The 16,171-nt window shown below is 46.3% G+C and carries 17 protein-coding genes; 7 read left to right on the top strand and 10 right to left on the bottom strand.

All coding sequences use genetic code 11. The features are described from left to right. Positions 1–196: 196 nt before the first annotated feature. On the top strand, positions 197–355 hold the full coding sequence (locus tag ACSF8W_RS11730; protein WP_500847501.1) for a hypothetical protein: 159 nt from the start codon (positions 197–199) through the stop codon (positions 353–355). 60 nt (positions 356–415) lie between these two features. On the opposite strand, the gene panP is transcribed toward ACSF8W_RS11730, so the two are convergent. The 6 genes from panP to ACSF8W_RS11700 form a co-directional block, all read right to left on the bottom strand. Next, the gene (gene panP / locus ACSF8W_RS11725) at positions 416–2,077 is read right to left on the bottom strand and encodes a pyridoxal-dependent aspartate 1-decarboxylase PanP (RefSeq protein ID WP_500847500.1); all 1,662 of its coding nucleotides are present in this window, start codon (positions 2,075–2,077) and stop codon (positions 416–418) included. A 75-nt stretch (positions 2,078–2,152) separates the two neighbouring features. Continuing rightward, positions 2,153–3,142, bottom strand: a complete 990-nt coding sequence (locus tag ACSF8W_RS11720) for a DUF2860 domain-containing protein (RefSeq protein ID WP_500847499.1) — start codon at positions 3,140–3,142, stop codon at positions 2,153–2,155. 43 nt (positions 3,143–3,185) lie between these two features. Beyond that, the gene (locus ACSF8W_RS11715; protein ID WP_500847498.1) at positions 3,186–3,713 is read right to left on the bottom strand and encodes a hypothetical protein; all 528 of its coding nucleotides are present in this window, start codon (positions 3,711–3,713) and stop codon (positions 3,186–3,188) included. 235 nt (positions 3,714–3,948) lie between these two features. Continuing rightward, complete coding sequence (locus tag ACSF8W_RS11710) at positions 3,949–4,047, bottom strand: MetS family NSS transporter small subunit (protein ID WP_500847497.1); 99 nt, start codon at positions 4,045–4,047, stop codon at positions 3,949–3,951. After that, the gene (locus ACSF8W_RS11705) at positions 4,044–5,531 is read right to left on the bottom strand and encodes a sodium-dependent transporter (RefSeq protein ID WP_500847496.1); all 1,488 of its coding nucleotides are present in this window, start codon (positions 5,529–5,531) and stop codon (positions 4,044–4,046) included. The genes ACSF8W_RS11710 and ACSF8W_RS11705 overlap by 4 nt, the downstream gene beginning before the upstream one ends. Positions 5,532–5,930: 399 nt before the next feature. Continuing rightward, positions 5,931–6,521, bottom strand: a complete 591-nt coding sequence (locus tag ACSF8W_RS11700) for an outer membrane beta-barrel protein (protein WP_500847495.1) — start codon at positions 6,519–6,521, stop codon at positions 5,931–5,933. Positions 6,522–6,671: 150 nt separating this feature from the next. On the opposite strand from ACSF8W_RS11700, the gene cydH reads away from it, so the two are divergent. Both cydH and ACSF8W_RS11690 read left to right on the top strand, forming a co-directional pair. Beyond that, positions 6,672–6,761, top strand: coding sequence for a cytochrome bd-I oxidase subunit CydH (gene cydH / locus ACSF8W_RS11695; protein WP_500847494.1), 90 nt, complete (start codon positions 6,672–6,674; stop codon positions 6,759–6,761). A gap of 101 nt (positions 6,762–6,862) precedes the next feature. Beyond that, entirely contained in the window at positions 6,863–8,056 is a 1,194-nt protein-coding gene (locus ACSF8W_RS11690) for a patatin-like phospholipase family protein (RefSeq protein WP_500847493.1), read from the top strand. Between the two features lie 77 nt (positions 8,057–8,133). Here the strand turns inward: ACSF8W_RS11690 and ACSF8W_RS11685 are convergent, their stop codons facing one another. After that, positions 8,134–9,039, bottom strand: coding sequence for a manganese-dependent inorganic pyrophosphatase (locus ACSF8W_RS11685; RefSeq protein ID WP_428477660.1), 906 nt, complete (start codon positions 9,037–9,039; stop codon positions 8,134–8,136). A 323-nt stretch (positions 9,040–9,362) separates the two neighbouring features. Between ACSF8W_RS11685 and ACSF8W_RS11680 the strand changes: the two genes are divergently transcribed. The 3 genes from ACSF8W_RS11680 to emrD all read left to right on the top strand — a co-directional run bounded on the left by ACSF8W_RS11680 (position 9,363) and on the right by emrD (position 12,241). Continuing rightward, positions 9,363–9,713: a hypothetical protein gene (locus ACSF8W_RS11680; protein WP_500847492.1), complete on the top strand. Its 351-nt coding sequence runs from the start codon at positions 9,363–9,365 to the stop codon at positions 9,711–9,713. 303 nt (positions 9,714–10,016) lie between these two features. Continuing rightward, positions 10,017–10,616, top strand: coding sequence for a GTP cyclohydrolase II (locus ACSF8W_RS11675; RefSeq protein ID WP_500847491.1), 600 nt, complete (start codon positions 10,017–10,019; stop codon positions 10,614–10,616). A 440-nt stretch (positions 10,617–11,056) separates the two neighbouring features. Beyond that, positions 11,057–12,241 carry a multidrug efflux MFS transporter EmrD gene (gene emrD / locus ACSF8W_RS11670; protein ID WP_500847561.1) on the top strand — a complete coding sequence of 395 codons (1,185 nt, stop codon included), beginning with the start codon at positions 11,057–11,059 and terminating at the stop codon, positions 12,239–12,241. Between the two features lie 87 nt (positions 12,242–12,328). On the opposite strand, the gene ACSF8W_RS11665 is transcribed toward emrD, so the two are convergent. The 3 genes from ACSF8W_RS11665 to ACSF8W_RS11655 all read right to left on the bottom strand — a co-directional run bounded on the left by ACSF8W_RS11665 (position 12,329) and on the right by ACSF8W_RS11655 (position 15,111). Further along, on the bottom strand, positions 12,329–12,655 hold the full coding sequence (locus ACSF8W_RS11665; RefSeq protein ID WP_428477657.1) for an HI1450 family dsDNA-mimic protein: 327 nt from the start codon (positions 12,653–12,655) through the stop codon (positions 12,329–12,331). A gap of 256 nt (positions 12,656–12,911) precedes the next feature. Then, positions 12,912–13,478, bottom strand: coding sequence for an elongation factor P-like protein EfpL (gene efpL / locus ACSF8W_RS11660; protein ID WP_500847490.1), 567 nt, complete (start codon positions 13,476–13,478; stop codon positions 12,912–12,914). A 112-nt stretch (positions 13,479–13,590) separates the two neighbouring features. Continuing rightward, positions 13,591–15,111: an EAL domain-containing protein gene (locus tag ACSF8W_RS11655; RefSeq protein WP_500847489.1), complete on the bottom strand. Its 1,521-nt coding sequence runs from the start codon at positions 15,109–15,111 to the stop codon at positions 13,591–13,593. Between the two features lie 277 nt (positions 15,112–15,388). On the opposite strand from ACSF8W_RS11655, the gene ACSF8W_RS11650 reads away from it, so the two are divergent. Continuing rightward, complete coding sequence (locus tag ACSF8W_RS11650; RefSeq protein ID WP_500847488.1) at positions 15,389–16,162, top strand: nucleotidyltransferase domain-containing protein; 774 nt, start codon at positions 15,389–15,391, stop codon at positions 16,160–16,162. The last annotated feature ends 9 nt before the right edge of the window (positions 16,163–16,171 follow it).

The following is a 16,171-nucleotide window of genomic DNA, read 5'->3' as shown; positions in this document are numbered from 1 at the left end:
GATTTTACTGGTGTATTTATGACTTCAGTACCGAGTTGTTGGTTTTTTGACCAGTCTTCCGTCCTCCTATTTTGTAGAAAATTCCCCTTGAAAACACCAAGTGGTGATAATTTCATCGCTTTCGTGGTGGTTATTGCAGCATTTGATTGTTCCGTGTCTAGGGATTTATCCGGTTCTCAATGGATATAAATGCGTTATGAATACAATTTACGTCCCTAGTCATATTCACGTGAAGGAAAATGATGGGAGGAAGAGAGATAAAGATGGAGAGAAAGGGGGAGCCAGCCTGAAAGCGAAAAGCATATTAACGCTTTTGATTGGGGCGTTATCGGATGAAAAAAAAGGCTTTGCCTAGCATGACTAGGCAAAGTGAAGAAACGTACAGATCGACGCATTTATCATGATTTGTTACACTTTATGCGCGGCTATTTCGCTGCAAAATGTGCTCTGTTAACGTTGATATTTTCGGTGAGCTGATGAAGCTTTGCGTGGCAATTTCTGCTTGTTCAGCCAGCACATCATTTAAAATGCTCTCGGTCGTGAGCGGGTTGGCGAGCACGACACGAAATACCGTGGTGAGACGACGTGCCCAACGGTCTGGCGTAATCCGCGTTCGCGAGACAAAAGACTTCCCTGATTCTCGTTGACGCTTCTGAATAAACTGGGTGAGGTCATCCAATGCCGTAAGGAGTGTTTCCCGTTCATCATCGGTGGCCAGCGGCAATGCTAACTGCGTACGCGCGGGCACATAACGGTAGGTGAGCAGACACAATTCTGGCTGAGTGACTAATTCAAAGTCAGGGTGCTCTGCAATGCGTTGTGCAAAATAGTGTGCTTTTTCAATGCTGTTATTGATTAACATTTCATAGCCTTGGCGGCTGATAATGTTCAAGCTGGCATAGAGCAGCATGGCCATTCCACTGCGGGAGCCTTCCAAGGTATGTGTGCCTAAATCTTTTGAGCCTTTACGCAGGATATACTCTGCATGGTGTTCAATCGCCGTCATCAGTGCCGGGTTTTTGAAGATCACCATACCGGCACCCATGGGTACATACAGTTGCTTGTGTGCATCAATAGTGACAGAGTCAGCGCGTTCAATACCATTGAGCAGGTGGCGATATTTCTTCGACATTAATGTCGCGCCACCCCACGCCGCATCCACATGAAAATGGCAACCATAAGTTTGCGCGAGATCCGCCAATTCAGACAGGGGATCGATCGTGCCTGTTTCGGTGGTTCCCGCGACACCAATAATGGCGAAGGGTTTGATATTCTGTGCCACCAACGCATCTAATTTGGCTTTCATCTCCGACACAATCACGCGGTTGTCGCTGTCGGTTTTTATCGGGATCAAACTGTCTCGGCCAATCCCCAGTACATCGGCCGCTTTCTTCAGCGAATAGTGGCCACGTTCTGATACCAGCACCGCGAGATCCTGATAGCCATAATGCTTCATGGCACGAAATAGCCCTTCTTGCGCCACGCCTTTGAAGTCACCCTCTGGTTTCAGTGCGTTATTTCGCGCCACCCACAATGCAGTGATATTCGCAATGGTGCCACCAGAGCAAAAGGCCCCCAATGAATGGTTCGCACTGTGCATCCAACGTTGATAGAAGGGTTCGGGCTCATCATAAATGAGGTTGTGCAGCATACCCAACACTTGGCGTTCAAGCGGCGTAAATGCTTTAGAGGTCTCAATTTTTACCAAGTTTTGATTGAGCGCAATCATGATTTTGGATAAGGGCATCAAGAAATAGGGCAGGGCTGATGTCATGTGTCCAATGAATGTCGGTGCAGAAGTATGCACCGATTGCGCCACTAACTTATTGAGAAGAAAGTGTGTGTGATCGGAAACGAAAGCCGGGTTCTCTGGAAGTTCAGCCGATGAGAAGTCCTTTTCAATTTCCGCAAGCGGTTTCTCTGTCGCTGCAATGTGTGTTTGAAGGAACACATTGAGGTTTTCAGAGATCTCTTTTTCGATTCGTCCTAAGGTTGAATCGGGTGCCTCCGGCACGGTAAAAATACGATGCAAAGACGCTTGTGTTGCATCAGCTTTTTTCAAATCCACTACAGCCATAACCTTTGTCAGCTTGTCACTTTGTCGGCAAATTGTTGCTAATTTAATTCAAATTAGTGTGTCTGTCGAAAAAAATTAGAATCGGTAGTTCATGCCGACGCTGATCAACAAGCTGTCTTCATCATAAAAACGTATGTTTGATTGACTTTGGTTATAGCCTAAAAGTGACACGAAGCCCCAATTTTTCCATTCAAACGGCGCCTTATATTCATAGGCGATGAATGCCCCCCAGCGGTCATCTTTCTGCGTGCGATCAAAGACCGGATTGTTTTCATCAAAATCCACACGGTCATAACTGAAGGTCAGTGCGAGGCTTGAACTTTCAAGCATTTGAATCACGCCAAACTCTGCACCATAGCCGTCACTCGACATTGCGTTGCCTTTGGCATCAATACGGGTGTAACTGCCGGCAAAACGCAGGAACTGGGCGCGATTAAGTGGTTTAAAGTAGCTTAATTGACTGTAATAAATATCACTGTCACGGCGCATATCGGCTTGTTCATCAGGGGTGAGCCGTGCGCTGCCACTGCGTTCTTGATCGATGTCTTGTGAGCCCACGGCGAACTCTAAAGAGAAGGGACTGTTCATGATGCCATCATACTGAAAACGCACACCACGAATTTTGCTGTCAGTTTTTTCGCGTGCTTGACCCGTCAAATAGGGATCTTGCCATGTTTCGCTGTCCATCAACCCAGGCACATAACTGAGCGTTATTGCACTGCGGGGAGATAAACGGTATTTGTACCCTAACTCTACATGGAAGCGTCCCAAGGCCAAATCAGAACGGCTGGTACCGAAGTAGATCTGTTGGTTTAACGCATCATTGGTATAGCTAACGGTGCCCAGTGGGGCGATCAATGCCGAACTCTGCTTATCTCCCTTTGACGTTAAATCGGGGGTGACAGTGTTGTCGGTATTGAACTGAGAGTGACTTTGCGTATAACCCGCTAACAATGACAGATCCAGCCCGAAGCCGGCATGCCAAGGACGAGGTTGATTCGCCTGTGCCGTGGTCGTACACATCGCCGTTAAAACGGCAAGGGTGCATGTTGTGATCTTGTCCATGATCGACGTTTCCTTCTACGTGGTGAGAGGCGGGCTTATAGGCTTATTGGCACTGAATATCGGCGATGGCATTCATCTGTTGGTTATAGGCATTCAGAGGCAGCTCAATCTGTGCCGGATGCGTTAGCAATTCAGCAAAGGCGCTTCTGAGCGCGTAGTTTTTTGCGTGTGGTTTGCTTTGGCGATCATCGAATGCCAGCTTTGCCGCTTGACCGAGGGCACTCTCTTGCGTGGACAGTTCTTTAATGTCGCTTTGGGTCAGGTTAAGCCATGACTCTATCGGTAACGACAGTTGCAGTTTGTCTTTGTCGTTAGCCAAGTACCAATCAACCGCATCACGGTTAAACATGAAGTGGTGTTTTCTGCCCATCAGGAACCAGTCACCGACGGTTTTCAGGCTCGGATCTTTTGCGACAGATAAATCGACTAATTGCTGATACCAATTTAACGACGCATCAATGTATTGGTGATACTTGTCGCTTTCACACTGTGTGCGGGTGTCCATGTTAGGTGCGGCTACCGCAGTAACAGGAACCAAGCTCGTGGCAAGTAAGAGTGCAGCTAACTTCATGACGTATCCTTACGATGGAGAATGGTGGACCCAAAAGGCGATCGGCCGACAAGGCTTGAGTCACGTTTGATGAAGATTGTAACGGGATGATTGCGATAAGGAAAATGAAAGTTTGCTGGAATGATTGATCGTTAACAATAATCCTGTGTCATTAAAAAAACAAAAGGCGCCGAAGCGCCTTCTTAATGTGCCTTGAAGCATGCTCAAGGCTGTGCTGATAGCGTGGGCACTATGGCTATGGCTTTTTACTCATGGCGATGGAGATACAGTACGCTGCGCCGCCCCAAGTGATCCCAAAGCCAAACAACATCATAATGATTGCGCCTAACGTCATAGTTTTGCCTCCTGTTGATTGGCTGATTTTGAGGTGATGTTGATGATGATGGCGACAATCAGCATGGTGCCGACTAACCCCCAACCCAGTAACATCAAGTCAAATTGTGCGTAGCCCCCGTACCCTTCTTTAACGGTATGGAGCAGGTTTGTACTGAGAATAATCGCCAGCATGATAGGGCTCAGGAAGCGCAGGCAGATCTCAAACCATTTACCGATACTGAACTCAGAACAGGCATTCACATACTGGCGAATGTCAGAGATTTTGAGTAGCCAAGCGATAATGGCAATTTCAATTAAGCAACTGGTAAGCAGCGCAATGTTGTTTATGAAGTAATCGACTAAATCCAATAACAGTAACCCGCCGTTGGTCGCAAACGCCATGGATACCACGTACCCCGTACCGCACACGACCATCGCCGTTTTCTTACGTGTCCAATTGAGCTTATCGATGATGGCCGATGTCACGGCTTCAATGATGGAAATGTGTGAACTCAGGCCCGCCACGACCAAGGCCAAGAAGAACAGGGGACCCAGAATGTACGGAGCCGGTAGTAAGTTAATCGCCGCTGGAATCGTAACGAATGCAAGGCCGACCCCTGCGGATACCACTTCCGTAATGGGTTTGGCTTGTTCTTGTGCCATGTAACCCAATACCGCAAAGATCAATACACCCGCCATGATAGAGAAACCGCAGTTGATCAATACCGTCATAAACGCGTTATTGTTAATGTCAGATTGTTTGGGCAGATAGCTGGAATACGCAATCATGATGGCGAAGCCGACACTCAGCGTGAAAAATATTTGCCCGTAAGCGGCAGACCATACTTTCGCGTCTAAGATTTTGCTGAAATCGGGCTGGAACAGGTAATTCAAGCCATCCAATGCCCCGGGTAAGAAAACAACCCGCGTGATCAACCCCAGTACCATCAAAAAGAGTAACGGCATCATGATTTTACTGGCGCGTTCGATCCCGCCTTTCACGCCGGTAAAGATGGCAGCAAACGTGATAGCCCACGCGATGGTCATAGGAATGGCAATGTGCAGTTGTAAGTTACCCAGTTGCGTTGGGGTATTCTCCCCGAGCTGCAAGTATTGATTAAAGAAGAAGGCGTTGGTATCACTGCCCCAGCTTTGGGTAAAAGCAAACCCGAGGTAGGAGATCGCCCAACCGATAATTGCGACATAATACACCGCGATAATGGCGGCGATGGACACTTGGAACCAGCCTAGCCACTCGAACTTTGTGCCGAGCTTTGAGAAGGCACGCGGTGCCGCTCCCCGCAATTTATGGCCCAGACTGAATTCCATGATCATAAAAGGAATACCGGCGGTGATCATGGCAAAAAGGTAAGGAATAAAAAAGGCGCCACCACCGTTTTCGTAAGCCATATAAGGGAAGCGCCAGATATTACCTAATCCGATCGCAGACCCGACAGCGGCAAGAATAAACCCCGCCCGGGAGCCCCATTGTTCTCGATTCATAAACATCTCCTTATGCAAATCAAGTCCCTGTGAAAAGCGAATTTGTCAGATGAAAATGCCATAAGTTGAGCGAAAATGGCATTTTGAGTGAAAGGTTAAACTGAGTGACATGACGAGATTAACTATAGTGCAAATGTAAATCAATAGAGTGTTTGTTTGTGCGAACATGTGACAAAGGTGTTTCGTGTGTGTTTTGTTGTGAGGTTTGGTATGGAGAAAGAAATAATGGGAACAGTGGGAGTGAAATATACTGATATTTGACGACGTTTTGCCGTTTAATTATTTTTTAATTAAACGAAGAAACCCCTGCTGATGGCGGGAAATACGTTATTGGTATCGCGCAGGAAGAATAAAGGCCAGTATATCTGGCCTTTTATTTCGAATGCGGGGTAGCATGTGCTAGAAAGAAAAGGTGATGCCCACATTGGTTTGGAATTGGCTAAGCCATTTAGAATCGATCTTAATGTTGCACGATTCTGTGCCAGTTGGCAGCGTACAGTTTGCAATACTATCACTGTCAATCAAGTTGGCGAGCCAGCGTGCTTCGAACACGAGAAACAGGTTGTCTGTCAGGTGGTATTCTGCACCGCCTTGAAGGCCAGCAGAAAAGAACAAATCGCTGTCTGTCCAATCGGCGTCGACAATGGTGGCCCCCATACTGGCACCAAAGTACGTATCTAAGCGCTCAAAGGTTTCAAAGCGTAATGAACTTTGGAAATGCGTATAGGTGAAAGAACCGTCACCAAAATTTTCAACAGAATGTGGCTGGTGGCTGATGAATAAGCCAGCACGGCCATTGTATAAATCGGTTTCGAGCCCTAATGCGTAATGGGCATCATTGTCGGTATTGATCTTAATGCCACTTTCATCAGTGACGCTGTTAGAGAAGCTGTAGCCGAGATAAGGTGTGATATAAACGGTGCTTTCAGCCCATGCTGCACCGGAGGTGATCAGGCAAGTCGCCATCACCATTAATTGTCCTAATTTCATAGATATTCCCCAAAGGCTTTAAACGAACTCGCTGCTTATTTAGTGTGACATCTTTCTGATATTAGTGCTTTTGTAATGGTCAGAACCTTGAACTCCCCCTAAAATAGAGTTAACAAATTGTTAATGGTGCAGTGTAGTGAGGAGGAAAGTATGGAATTTGATCTAAAATTAGCGCTCGGCGTAACAGTAGCAGCAATGGCGGTGATTCTGACCTTTAGCCTCATCTCCATTACTATGTAAACCATTAATAAATTTAGAATAAAGTTACACGTATTCCAGTGTTGTTCAGCTAGGGACGGTATTCTGTCAGCAGTAAACTCAGTAGTGGGTGAGACAGGTCTATGACGAACCATTTACCGTTTAGTTTAAAAGATGTTGATCTATCTCTGGTCAATCATTTTTCACGGCAGTTACTGTCGGCACGAAAATTGAAAATCGCCCTCGTTGTCCAAGGTGGTGGGCAACGAGGCATTTTTACCGCCGGTGTTTTTGATGCTTTTCTGGAATCCGGCTTTGACCCGTTCGAGTTGTACATTGGGACATCGGCCGGGGCATTAAACTTATCCTCCTATATCAGCCGTCAGCCTCATTTTGGGTATCAATTCATTGTCGATTACACTACACGGCATGAATTTTTTAACGTCTATAACTACCTCAGCAAACAGCAGCCCATGAATCTTGACTGGGCTCTTGAAGCCGTGCGTCCGCATGGTTCACTTCCGTTAGATGTGTACACTGCCCGGCAGGTATTACAACACCGCCAAGCCTTCGCCTGTGCTACCCGTAAAGACACCCTGCAAGATATGTATATGCCCATGTACCAAGCTAATTGGTGCGAAGTGTTGCGTGCCAGTTGCGCCATTCCGGTGATTTATAACGAACCTGTGATTCTTGATGACTTGGATTGGGTCGATGGCGGTGTCAGTGCCGCGGTGCCAGTAAAAGAAGCTTGGTTGCGCCAAGCCGATTTAGTGGTGGTCATACGCACAGAGCCGATAGAGCCGGATGAAAGTAGCCCGTTTAATGATTGGCGGCATAAAATTGAAACCGTTTTGCCGGATTACATTGATCGATTAAGCCTAAATAGCTCTTTTGATCGGGTAAAAGGACTGCATTCGGAATTAACCACAAAATTTGAAGGATGGAAGCAGGCGTGGGGCGAACAACACCATCGTGCTGATAATGTCGTGGAAGAGGTGCTTAGTAATGATAAATCACGAGGTTGGGGATTGCTGTCTGCCGACAATGTGGAGCGTCTTCTGTCGTTGACGGGGCACAGCAAAAGCCGTGAAATTATGGATATGCTCAATCAACATTATCAAACCTACGAAGCCGCCCATGCGTTTATGCTGTCGCCACCTGCGGGACTCAAAGTGATTCAAATTGCGCCAGAGAAAAATCTGTGTAGTCGGGCGTTACTCAGTGATAAAGATGATCTTGAAAAAGATTACCGCGAAGGGAAAGTGGTGGGGCGAGAATTTGTCACTCATTTTGCTGAGATCTTAAATGAAACGTCGACTTTAAAAGGTCGATAGTGACAGCGGGAAGCCGGACAAAAAAAGGAACGCGCAATGCGTTCCTTTCTATTTGACGTATTAAACCGACTGCGCGATTAAGCCAGTACAGTTTGAAGCCAAGGCCAACCTTGCTTCTTACGGCTTAGCGTATCTTGCATCATCAGCATGCCATTTTCAGCGAACTGATCCAGCGTTGCATTCCACTCGCCTTTGTAAAGTAGGCGCGTTGTGCTGGTAGTGATGTCAGTCAGCATCAGTGCTGCCATCGCTAGGCCTTCTTCGTCACAACGACGCTGAAGATCGGCTTCTAGCTCTTCGATCATGCTGTCAACTTGCTCAAGCGTAGCAAGTTCGATCTGGCCAACAACAACGTCACGGTTGTTGAATGGGTAGGCTTTAAGATCTTTCTCAACAAGTTGAGCGGCGGTTAGACCTGCGATGTCAGTTTTCGCAATCAACAGCTCTTTGATGAAGGTATCAAGATCTTGTACATCAGCAATCACAGCCAATTCTGCAACCGCATCTTTGTCTTTTTGTGTGCAAGTTGGAGATGCAAAACCTACGGTGTCGCTTAGGATTGCAGACATCATCAGGATCGCCAATGGGCGAGTGATTTCTGTGTTTTCCATCTTGAATAGGTTGAACATGATGGTACATGTACAGCCTACAGGCCAAATCCATGCTTCAAGTGGGTTAACGGTTGTCACATCACCTAGACGGTGGTGGTCAACAATACCCATGATTTCCGCGTCAGCGATATCATCAGGACCTTGTGCTAGATCAGAGTAGTCAACCAGCCAGATTTTCTCGCCAGCCACACCTGTGCACATTTCAGGCTGCTCAACACCCGCTTGCGCTAGGATGTGTTGCGTTTCACGGTTTAGTTCACCTTGGCGAACCGCTTTCGCTTCTAGGCCGCGTGCTTTTAGAAGTTCTGCGCCAACTAGTGCAGAGCAGATGCTATCGCTATCTGGGTTTTTGTGACCAACAACTTGAATCATGTCGTTTCCTTTACTGCGTCGCAGGCAGCAAGTGGCTGCCTGACCAATTAATTAATCCTGCCTGGTAAACCAGTAAGAGTCAGGAATTGTAACCGCGCAATTTTAGAGCTTCTATCAAAAATAACAATTACCGGTGTGTAAAAAATCGCTGGTTGCTTATTTCATCAGCGACACCTTACTGAAAATGCAACACAAATGACCAATCATCCCAAAGGGAACGCCTGTGCATGGTGGCCAGTCAGTGGGCAAGGCTAGGATTTTGTCATACAAAGGTGTATATATAATGCAATATATAGTGTCCGTTTGATGTGAGAGTGATAAAAATGTTGGCTATTCGGTTGTTGCCTGTTGTGCTCAGTAGTTGGGTGTTTGCCGCACACTTTTTGCGCGTAGGCGCGATGGTGCCGTTGGCGCTTTTCGTGCTGTGCCCGTTGCTGTTGGTGATCCGCCACCGCGCTATTCCGTGGGTGATGAGTGGGTTATTGGCGGTGATTGCGTTGGGCTGGCTATGGATCACTTACGATATGGTGACAATGCGGGTGATGATGGGGGCTGACTGGATGCGTATGGCGATGATTATGGCAGGGGTTGTGTGTTTTACTTTAGCGTCAACATGTTGCTTTCAAACTCAATCTGCCCAGCGTTTCTACGCTAAGCGTGCCGCGTCGAAATAAAGCCATTCACCTTGCGGGTTTTTATTGTTATATTATAACAATAATGACGCAGTAAATTGGTCAAGTATGGCGCGAGTGTCATTCCATGCTTTCGGGCTGTTTTCGTGTCATAATTTTAGATATCATTGCGCGTCAAATGACCATAGCAACGAGTCTATTCTGTGCATTGCTTCTAAAGTGTCAGCACAGGATAGTGTGTATTGAGTTTTAGCCTTATGGTTTGTTCATGTCGGCGGGCCAACGATTGCTGGCTGTTGAGACGAGAGCATTGACTGCTTGGCTGTAGAAGTACTTAGGAACAACATGGTAAATGTAAGGGCACGAGTGCCTTTTAAAGTCGGCCAGAGAAGTGACATTGCGGCCGATCTGCTTTCATTCAATGGGTTGAAATCAGGTAAAGAGCATGTCGCATTGATTTTCCAAGATGCAGACCAACGTACAGAGCCGCCATTGGTACGCATGCATTCAGAATGCTTGACGGGCGACGTCTTCCATTCGTCACGTTGCGATTGTGGTGAACAGCTGGATGAAACCATCGAAAAGATGGGGCTAGAAGGCGGTGTGCTGCTGTATCTTCGCCAAGAAGGCCGCGGTATTGGTCTGTATAACAAAATCGATGCTTATGAGCTTCAGAGTCAGGGTATGAATACCTATGAAGCCAATAACCATCTGGGTTTTGGCGATGACTTGCGTGAATTCAGTGAAGCGGCATTAATGCTTCAGGCATTGGGTATTACGTCTATCCGTTTGGTAACGAATAACCCGAAGAAGATCCGTGAGTTAGAAGGGTTTGGTATCGTGATCACCGAAGTGGTCGGCACCAAAGCCCACGTGAAAGACGGTAACGAACAGTACCTGAAAACGAAAGCCAGCCACGGTAAACACCGCTTCCATTTTGATTAATCGTGCTTCACGGTTGCTGACAAAGCCTCGCCTTGTGCGGGGCTTTTTCTTATCTGTGTATGCGCTTTGTATGACTGATGGTATGCGTGACTTACGTTATGCGTCATCGTAGTTGCCCTCCGACACTTTCCTGTTTTGACTCCGCGCTATATTCCTACTGCTTTGTCATTAGTTTTACTAATGCAATTGATAACAAACAATCGTGCTGTAAATCACGCTAAATGGTTGCTCACACAGAGGTTGCGCATTACTATCTGCGCGAATAAAGCAGCTGTTGATGCTAATCTTTTGTTAAATTCCAATCATATAATTTGACCTGCAATTTAAATCCAGAGTTTTATTCTTTCATCGTGCGTTTATTTCAATAAATCACACCCAAAACAAAATATTATTCTGTGATAAGGAACCGGATTGTGGATCAGCAATCATCTTCTACGAACATGGGCAAGTTGCTATTTCTGATTATCGTGCTGGTCGCGGTAGGGCAAATGACACAAACCATGTATGTGCCTTCTATTCCCGCTATGTCTGAGTTCTTCTCAGTGAAGTCGTCATATCTGCAAGCGGTCATGGCGGCTTACTTAATCCCTTACGGTTTGTCCCAGTTCATTTATGGTCCACTGTCTGACCGTATCGGTCGTCGACCGGTGATTATTGTGGGTATGAGTATCTACTTAATCGGTGCGGTAGTGGCGTTGTTTGCACCGAGCTTTGAGTGGTTCTTGATGGCCAGCTTTGTGCAAGGCATGGGGACCGGTTGTAGCGGCGCAATGAGCCGTACTGTCACGCGCGATTGTTATGACGGTGCCGATCTACACCGTGCGAACAGTTTGGTCAGCATGGGTGTGATTTTCTCGCCACTGCTTGCACCAGTGTTGGGTGGCTACTTGTCTACCGTGTTTGCATGGCAAGCCAGTTATGTCTTCTTGTTGGTGTTCGGCGTGATCGTGACTGTTGCGATGATGTGTTTGTTTGCTGAAACCTTGCCTGCGGAAAAACGCCGCCATGAACGTGTCATGGTCAGTTACCGTTATGTCTTGGGTAACCGCCGTTTCCAAGGTTATGTGTTGTGTTTGATTGCCACCTTTGCCGGTATTGCTGTTTTTGAAGCGGCCGCGGGTGTGTTACTCGGCAGTGTGTTGAAGCTGAATCCTAACACGGTGAGCTTGCTGTTCGTGTTGCCGTTACCGGGTTATATGGCTGGTGCATGGTTATCATCGGTGTTTGCGAAGCGTTGGGGCAATACGCGTGCAATGTATGCGGGCATGGTGGCTATCATTGCAGGCGCTGTGACCATCTTAATTCCGGGTATCGCGGGCTTAGTGACCGTGAATTCACTGATTGGTGGGGCATTTATCTACTTTATTGGTGCTGGCGTGCTTTTCCCTGCCGCAACAACCGCTGCGATTCAACCTTTTCCACACCATGCGGGTACCGCTGGGGCAGTTCTGGGTGGTTTACAAAACTTGGGTGCGGGTATTGCGACACTGGCGGCATCCATGATGCGCGCAGAAGATCAATACAGCTTGGGGGCGGTGATGAGCGTGATGGCTATTTTAGTGGTGATCAGCATGTTCTGGGTACGCCACAGTGAGCACCAAGAGTCACACGCTGTTATGCAATAAATGCAGAACCTGTTCTGGTAGCAGTCACAATAAAAAAGCGGCGTATGTTATACGCCGCTTTTTTTACATCTGTGAGTGACGATTAAATCAGTCGCGCTTCCACAGAATGTGACAGAATTTGTTGTCAGGGTCACGGCTTACTAATAGGCGCGCAAACACATCATCAAGCTCGTCGTTCTCTTCGTTTACAAGACCAATACGCACTTCCGCGTACACGTCTTTATCGACATCAAAGCCAACGTGCTCTTCCCAGTCATCTTTGGTTTCAACGAGTTCCGCTGCGCCACGGTCATCAAACTGTAACGTGAATAGCAGTACGTCTGCGGGCTCCAAATTTTCAGAAGCCATCTCTAGAAAAATGTCGTAAGCCGCGTCAATAACGTCGTCGTATGAAATAAGGTTAGGTGTGTCCATGAACGCTGTCTATCTCTGGTTTTGAGTAAGGACACAGTATAACGAGAGAGAAAAGGAATACCAAGTGTGATGAGAAACCCGTAAGCATCAAAAGCCATGATCGATAGCGAGGGACTGTAGCAAAGCGGCGGGCGCGGATAACGAAAGAGAAAGTGAAAGAGGCAGAATAATAAAGATAGGGAAAAGACGAAAAAGTAGGATAGGGGGAAGCTCATCTAGCCGAGCGGCACTCGGCTAGATGAAATCGCATTAGCGATTATGCACGGCTTGTGTACTTACGCTCAGCCGTGTTAACCACGATGCGGTCTTCAGGAGAAATGTATTCAGGAACCTGAACCACTAGACCTGTAGAAAGACGCGCTGGCTTAGTACGCGCAGACGCTGAAGCACCTTTGATCGATGGATCAGTTTCAACGATAGTTAGCTCAACAGAAGAAGGCAGTTCTAGACCTGCTACTTTGTCGTTTACTAGGATCACGTGTAGACCTTGTGTGTCTTCAGTGATGAACAACATTTCGTCTGCGATATCAGCCGCGTTGAACGTGTGCTGATCGTAGTTTTCGGTATCCATGAAGATGATTGTGTCACCGTCAGCGTAAGAGTACGCAACTGCACGCTTAGTCATGTCAACGGTATCAACTACGTCATCTGCTTTTAGACGCTCATCAACACGTGCGCCTGTTGCTAGGTCAGTACAACGCATTTTGTAAATTTTTGTACCGCCACGGCCGCCAGGGGTCGTTACTTCAATGTCTTTTACTAGCAATGTCTTGCCGTTAGTAACAATGGCAAAACCTTTTTTAATCTCACTTGCTCTTGGCATGTTTATTACCTATTGCGTTAATAAAGCTTCTTACTTTAAAGAGGGCGGATTATACAACCGAAAAAGCCGTTAATCATCACTTTGTTTAGTAGTTTATGTCAGGTTTCGCCACTTACGCTGAATAGATTTTGAATTTTGCAATAAAACGTTTGTAAGGCATTGGTTTCGCGTAATAAAAACCTTGGCAGTAATCGATATCAAGGTCCAGAACCTGCTGTGCTTGTGCGCGACTTTCAACCCCCTCTGCCACCAAACTGCAATCAAGGCGGTGTCCCATTTCCGCCATGTTACCCAAAATGGATTGGGTCACAGAGTCCGTCACAGATGCAGCAACGAATGAGCGGTCAATTTTTAGGATATCAAAGCTCAGCGCTTGCAGCGTTGACAGCCCCGCATAGCCCGTACCGAAGTCATCTAACGCCCAGCGAATACCCAAATCACGTAAACGTTGCATACCGGATAACAACGACGGAATATCGGTATTGGAGAAATTATCACGCTCAGAAAACTCCATCACAATACCATGCGACAGCACCGGGTATTGTTTGATGATGCTGGCGACGGCGTTAACAAATGCAAAGTTTGCAATCATGGAAGCGGTAACATTAATCGACAGATAAAAGGGCTTACCAAATGTCATGATGTCCATTTTTTCAAAGGCAGCACGTTCAATCAATTGTAATGTGATATCGTTAATTTGCCCGGATTGTTCAGCGGCAGGAATAAATTCCAATGGTGCAATAATTTTACGCACAGGGTGTTGCCAGCGAACAAGTAATTCAGCGCCAACCCACCCCCCGGTTGAAGCATCAACAATCGGTTGATAATAAGCACAAAATTCATTTTGTTCGATGCCACGTTTTATTTCCAAAGACAGTGAATCACGCCATGTTAAATAATGGTTTAATAACAATGTAAATAATAATGAACATACGGCAATAATTAACAAACTATAGGGCAGAACGCTTAATGCCAGATCAATGAGCATCGCTCCTGTGTATCCGGTTGTGACCGTATAAGGAAAACGCGGCGACGCGATGGTTGTCTGGTAATAAATGCGCTCATTGGTTAATGGATGGCTGCGACTGAGTAGGGCGCTTTGGGTGTTATTCACCATAGAGAAAATTGTAAGATTGCCACCCACGCCCTTGAACCAAAAGTCTAAATATCGGGTTTCTAATAGCACGCGGTACCAGGTTTCATCAAAGCGAGCCATGAAGAAAATCCCTTCTACTTTGCGGCGCTGACTGATACCACGGTATAACGAATAAGGCTTATCTGATTGGTATTGAGTCGTATGCTCAGGATCGACAGGTAAGTTTATAGACGTTAAAATACGATCACTACATGCAAAGCGGTGATTTTTAATCACACTGATCTCTTCCGTCAATGTGGAATTAAAAGTGAGTGCTTCAAGTGCTTTAATGCTTTCTTTACTGCATGTTGGATACAAGCGATCAATTGTTGTTAAACGGCTTTCCAACTCAATAAAGTGAGGCTCAATAATGCTGAATAATTCAGACGCAGTGGCTGCGGACTCTTTTTTTGCCATGCTTTCAAAATAAAACAACAATGTTACACATCCAAAAATGAATGTTATAATAAAGATAAAATATGTATTATTTTTCGTCATTACTTTTCATGCGCCAGTCAGAATGGGCGGGACTATATAGTAATTTTATCTTTTTGGATATGGGAAAGTATAAATAAAAATATTGGATGAATGATTAAAATAAAAACACTATTTTGTATGTATTAAGGAAGCCATAAAATGCTTTTTCTGGATGATTATGTTTTGAGTTAGAGTAAATGCTCCATACTTATTCAGCAATGAGGCTGAGAAGGGCTTTTTCATGCACACGGCTTGTAGCGTATAATCGGCGGGTTTCTTCATTTAACAAGGCAAAATTGTGGCATCGGCTTTACCTGTACTCGTCAATCAATCCTCTCTACAGCCGCAAACGGCTGCGATAGTTCGGGGGATCCTTCATCAGTTTACCGTGGGATTAGGACCGGTATTGCACAGCCTGTATTTGGCAGGCAGTGTCGTGCGTGGCAGCGCGGTGGCGGGCCGTTCCGATGTGAACATCACACTGGTCGTAATGCGGGATCTGACACCCAATGAACAATCAACGATTCAGGCGATCGCGCGACGTGCTGAACAGCAACAACGTTTCTTTCCGCACGTGTCGGTGCAATGGGTCAGTAAACAAACCGCCACATCATTACACGCTATTTTTGATTGGGGATTTTGGCTAAAGCATTGTTGTTGCTGTGTTTATGGTGATGATTTATCGACCCGTTTTGGACGTTTTGAAGCCAGTTGGGATATTGCGCGTGCACAGAATGGCGATATTGCACTGCAACTGGAAGATTACCGCCAGAAAATAATGAAAACACAGGTGTTACCGCATTATTTGGCCTATTGCCGCGACATTGCGAAGAAAATGCTGTGGAGTGCTTATTCACTGGTATTTCACCGAGAGGGGCATTTAGTTTGGTCTATTGAGGAAGCGGCTGCGCTATTCTTAAAATATTATCCGGATAAATCCCTTAATGTAGAGCGTCTCTTTATTTTATTGGCGGGGCAACAAGTCCCGAAAAAAGCGGCGTTATTCATGATTAACGACTTTGGCCGTTGGATCGTGACTGAAATTGATAAAATCGACCGCAAAATTGGCTAATGCTAACGG

This window comes from Photobacterium sp. 270122K (assembly GCF_059941365.1).
The sequence above is the reverse complement of the archived record's forward strand: the minus strand, read 5'-3'. Positions and strand labels throughout refer to the sequence as shown.

Bases quoted from the DNA above. Each gene is read 5' to 3' on its own strand.
- ACSF8W_RS11730 (WP_500847501.1), top strand. From the start codon at position 197: ATGAATACAATTTACGTCCCTAGTCATATTCACGTGAAGGAAAATGAT.
- panP (WP_500847500.1), bottom strand. From the start codon at position 2,077: ATGGCTGTAGTGGATTTGAAAAAAGCTGATGCAACACAAGCGTCTTTG.
- ACSF8W_RS11720 (WP_500847499.1), bottom strand. From the start codon at position 3,142: ATGGACAAGATCACAACATGCACCCTTGCCGTTTTAACGGCGATGTGT.
- ACSF8W_RS11715 (WP_500847498.1), bottom strand. From the start codon at position 3,713: ATGAAGTTAGCTGCACTCTTACTTGCCACGAGCTTGGTTCCTGTTACT.
- ACSF8W_RS11710 (WP_500847497.1), bottom strand. From the start codon at position 4,047: ATGACGTTAGGCGCAATCATTATGATGTTGTTTGGCTTTGGGATCACT.
- ACSF8W_RS11705 (WP_500847496.1), bottom strand. From the start codon at position 5,531: ATGAATCGAGAACAATGGGGCTCCCGGGCGGGGTTTATTCTTGCCGCT.
- ACSF8W_RS11700 (WP_500847495.1), bottom strand. From the start codon at position 6,521: ATGAAATTAGGACAATTAATGGTGATGGCGACTTGCCTGATCACCTCC.
- cydH (WP_500847494.1), top strand. From the start codon at position 6,672: ATGGAATTTGATCTAAAATTAGCGCTCGGCGTAACAGTAGCAGCAATG.
- ACSF8W_RS11690 (WP_500847493.1), top strand. From the start codon at position 6,863: ATGACGAACCATTTACCGTTTAGTTTAAAAGATGTTGATCTATCTCTG.
- ACSF8W_RS11685 (WP_428477660.1), bottom strand. From the start codon at position 9,039: ATGATTCAAGTTGTTGGTCACAAAAACCCAGATAGCGATAGCATCTGC.
- ACSF8W_RS11680 (WP_500847492.1), top strand. From the start codon at position 9,363: ATGTTGGCTATTCGGTTGTTGCCTGTTGTGCTCAGTAGTTGGGTGTTT.
- ACSF8W_RS11675 (WP_500847491.1), top strand. From the start codon at position 10,017: ATGGTAAATGTAAGGGCACGAGTGCCTTTTAAAGTCGGCCAGAGAAGT.
- emrD (WP_500847561.1), top strand. From the start codon at position 11,057: ATGGGCAAGTTGCTATTTCTGATTATCGTGCTGGTCGCGGTAGGGCAA.
- ACSF8W_RS11665 (WP_428477657.1), bottom strand. From the start codon at position 12,655: ATGGACACACCTAACCTTATTTCATACGACGACGTTATTGACGCGGCT.
- efpL (WP_500847490.1), bottom strand. From the start codon at position 13,478: ATGCCAAGAGCAAGTGAGATTAAAAAAGGTTTTGCCATTGTTACTAAC.
- ACSF8W_RS11655 (WP_500847489.1), bottom strand. From the start codon at position 15,111: ATGACGAAAAATAATACATATTTTATCTTTATTATAACATTCATTTTT.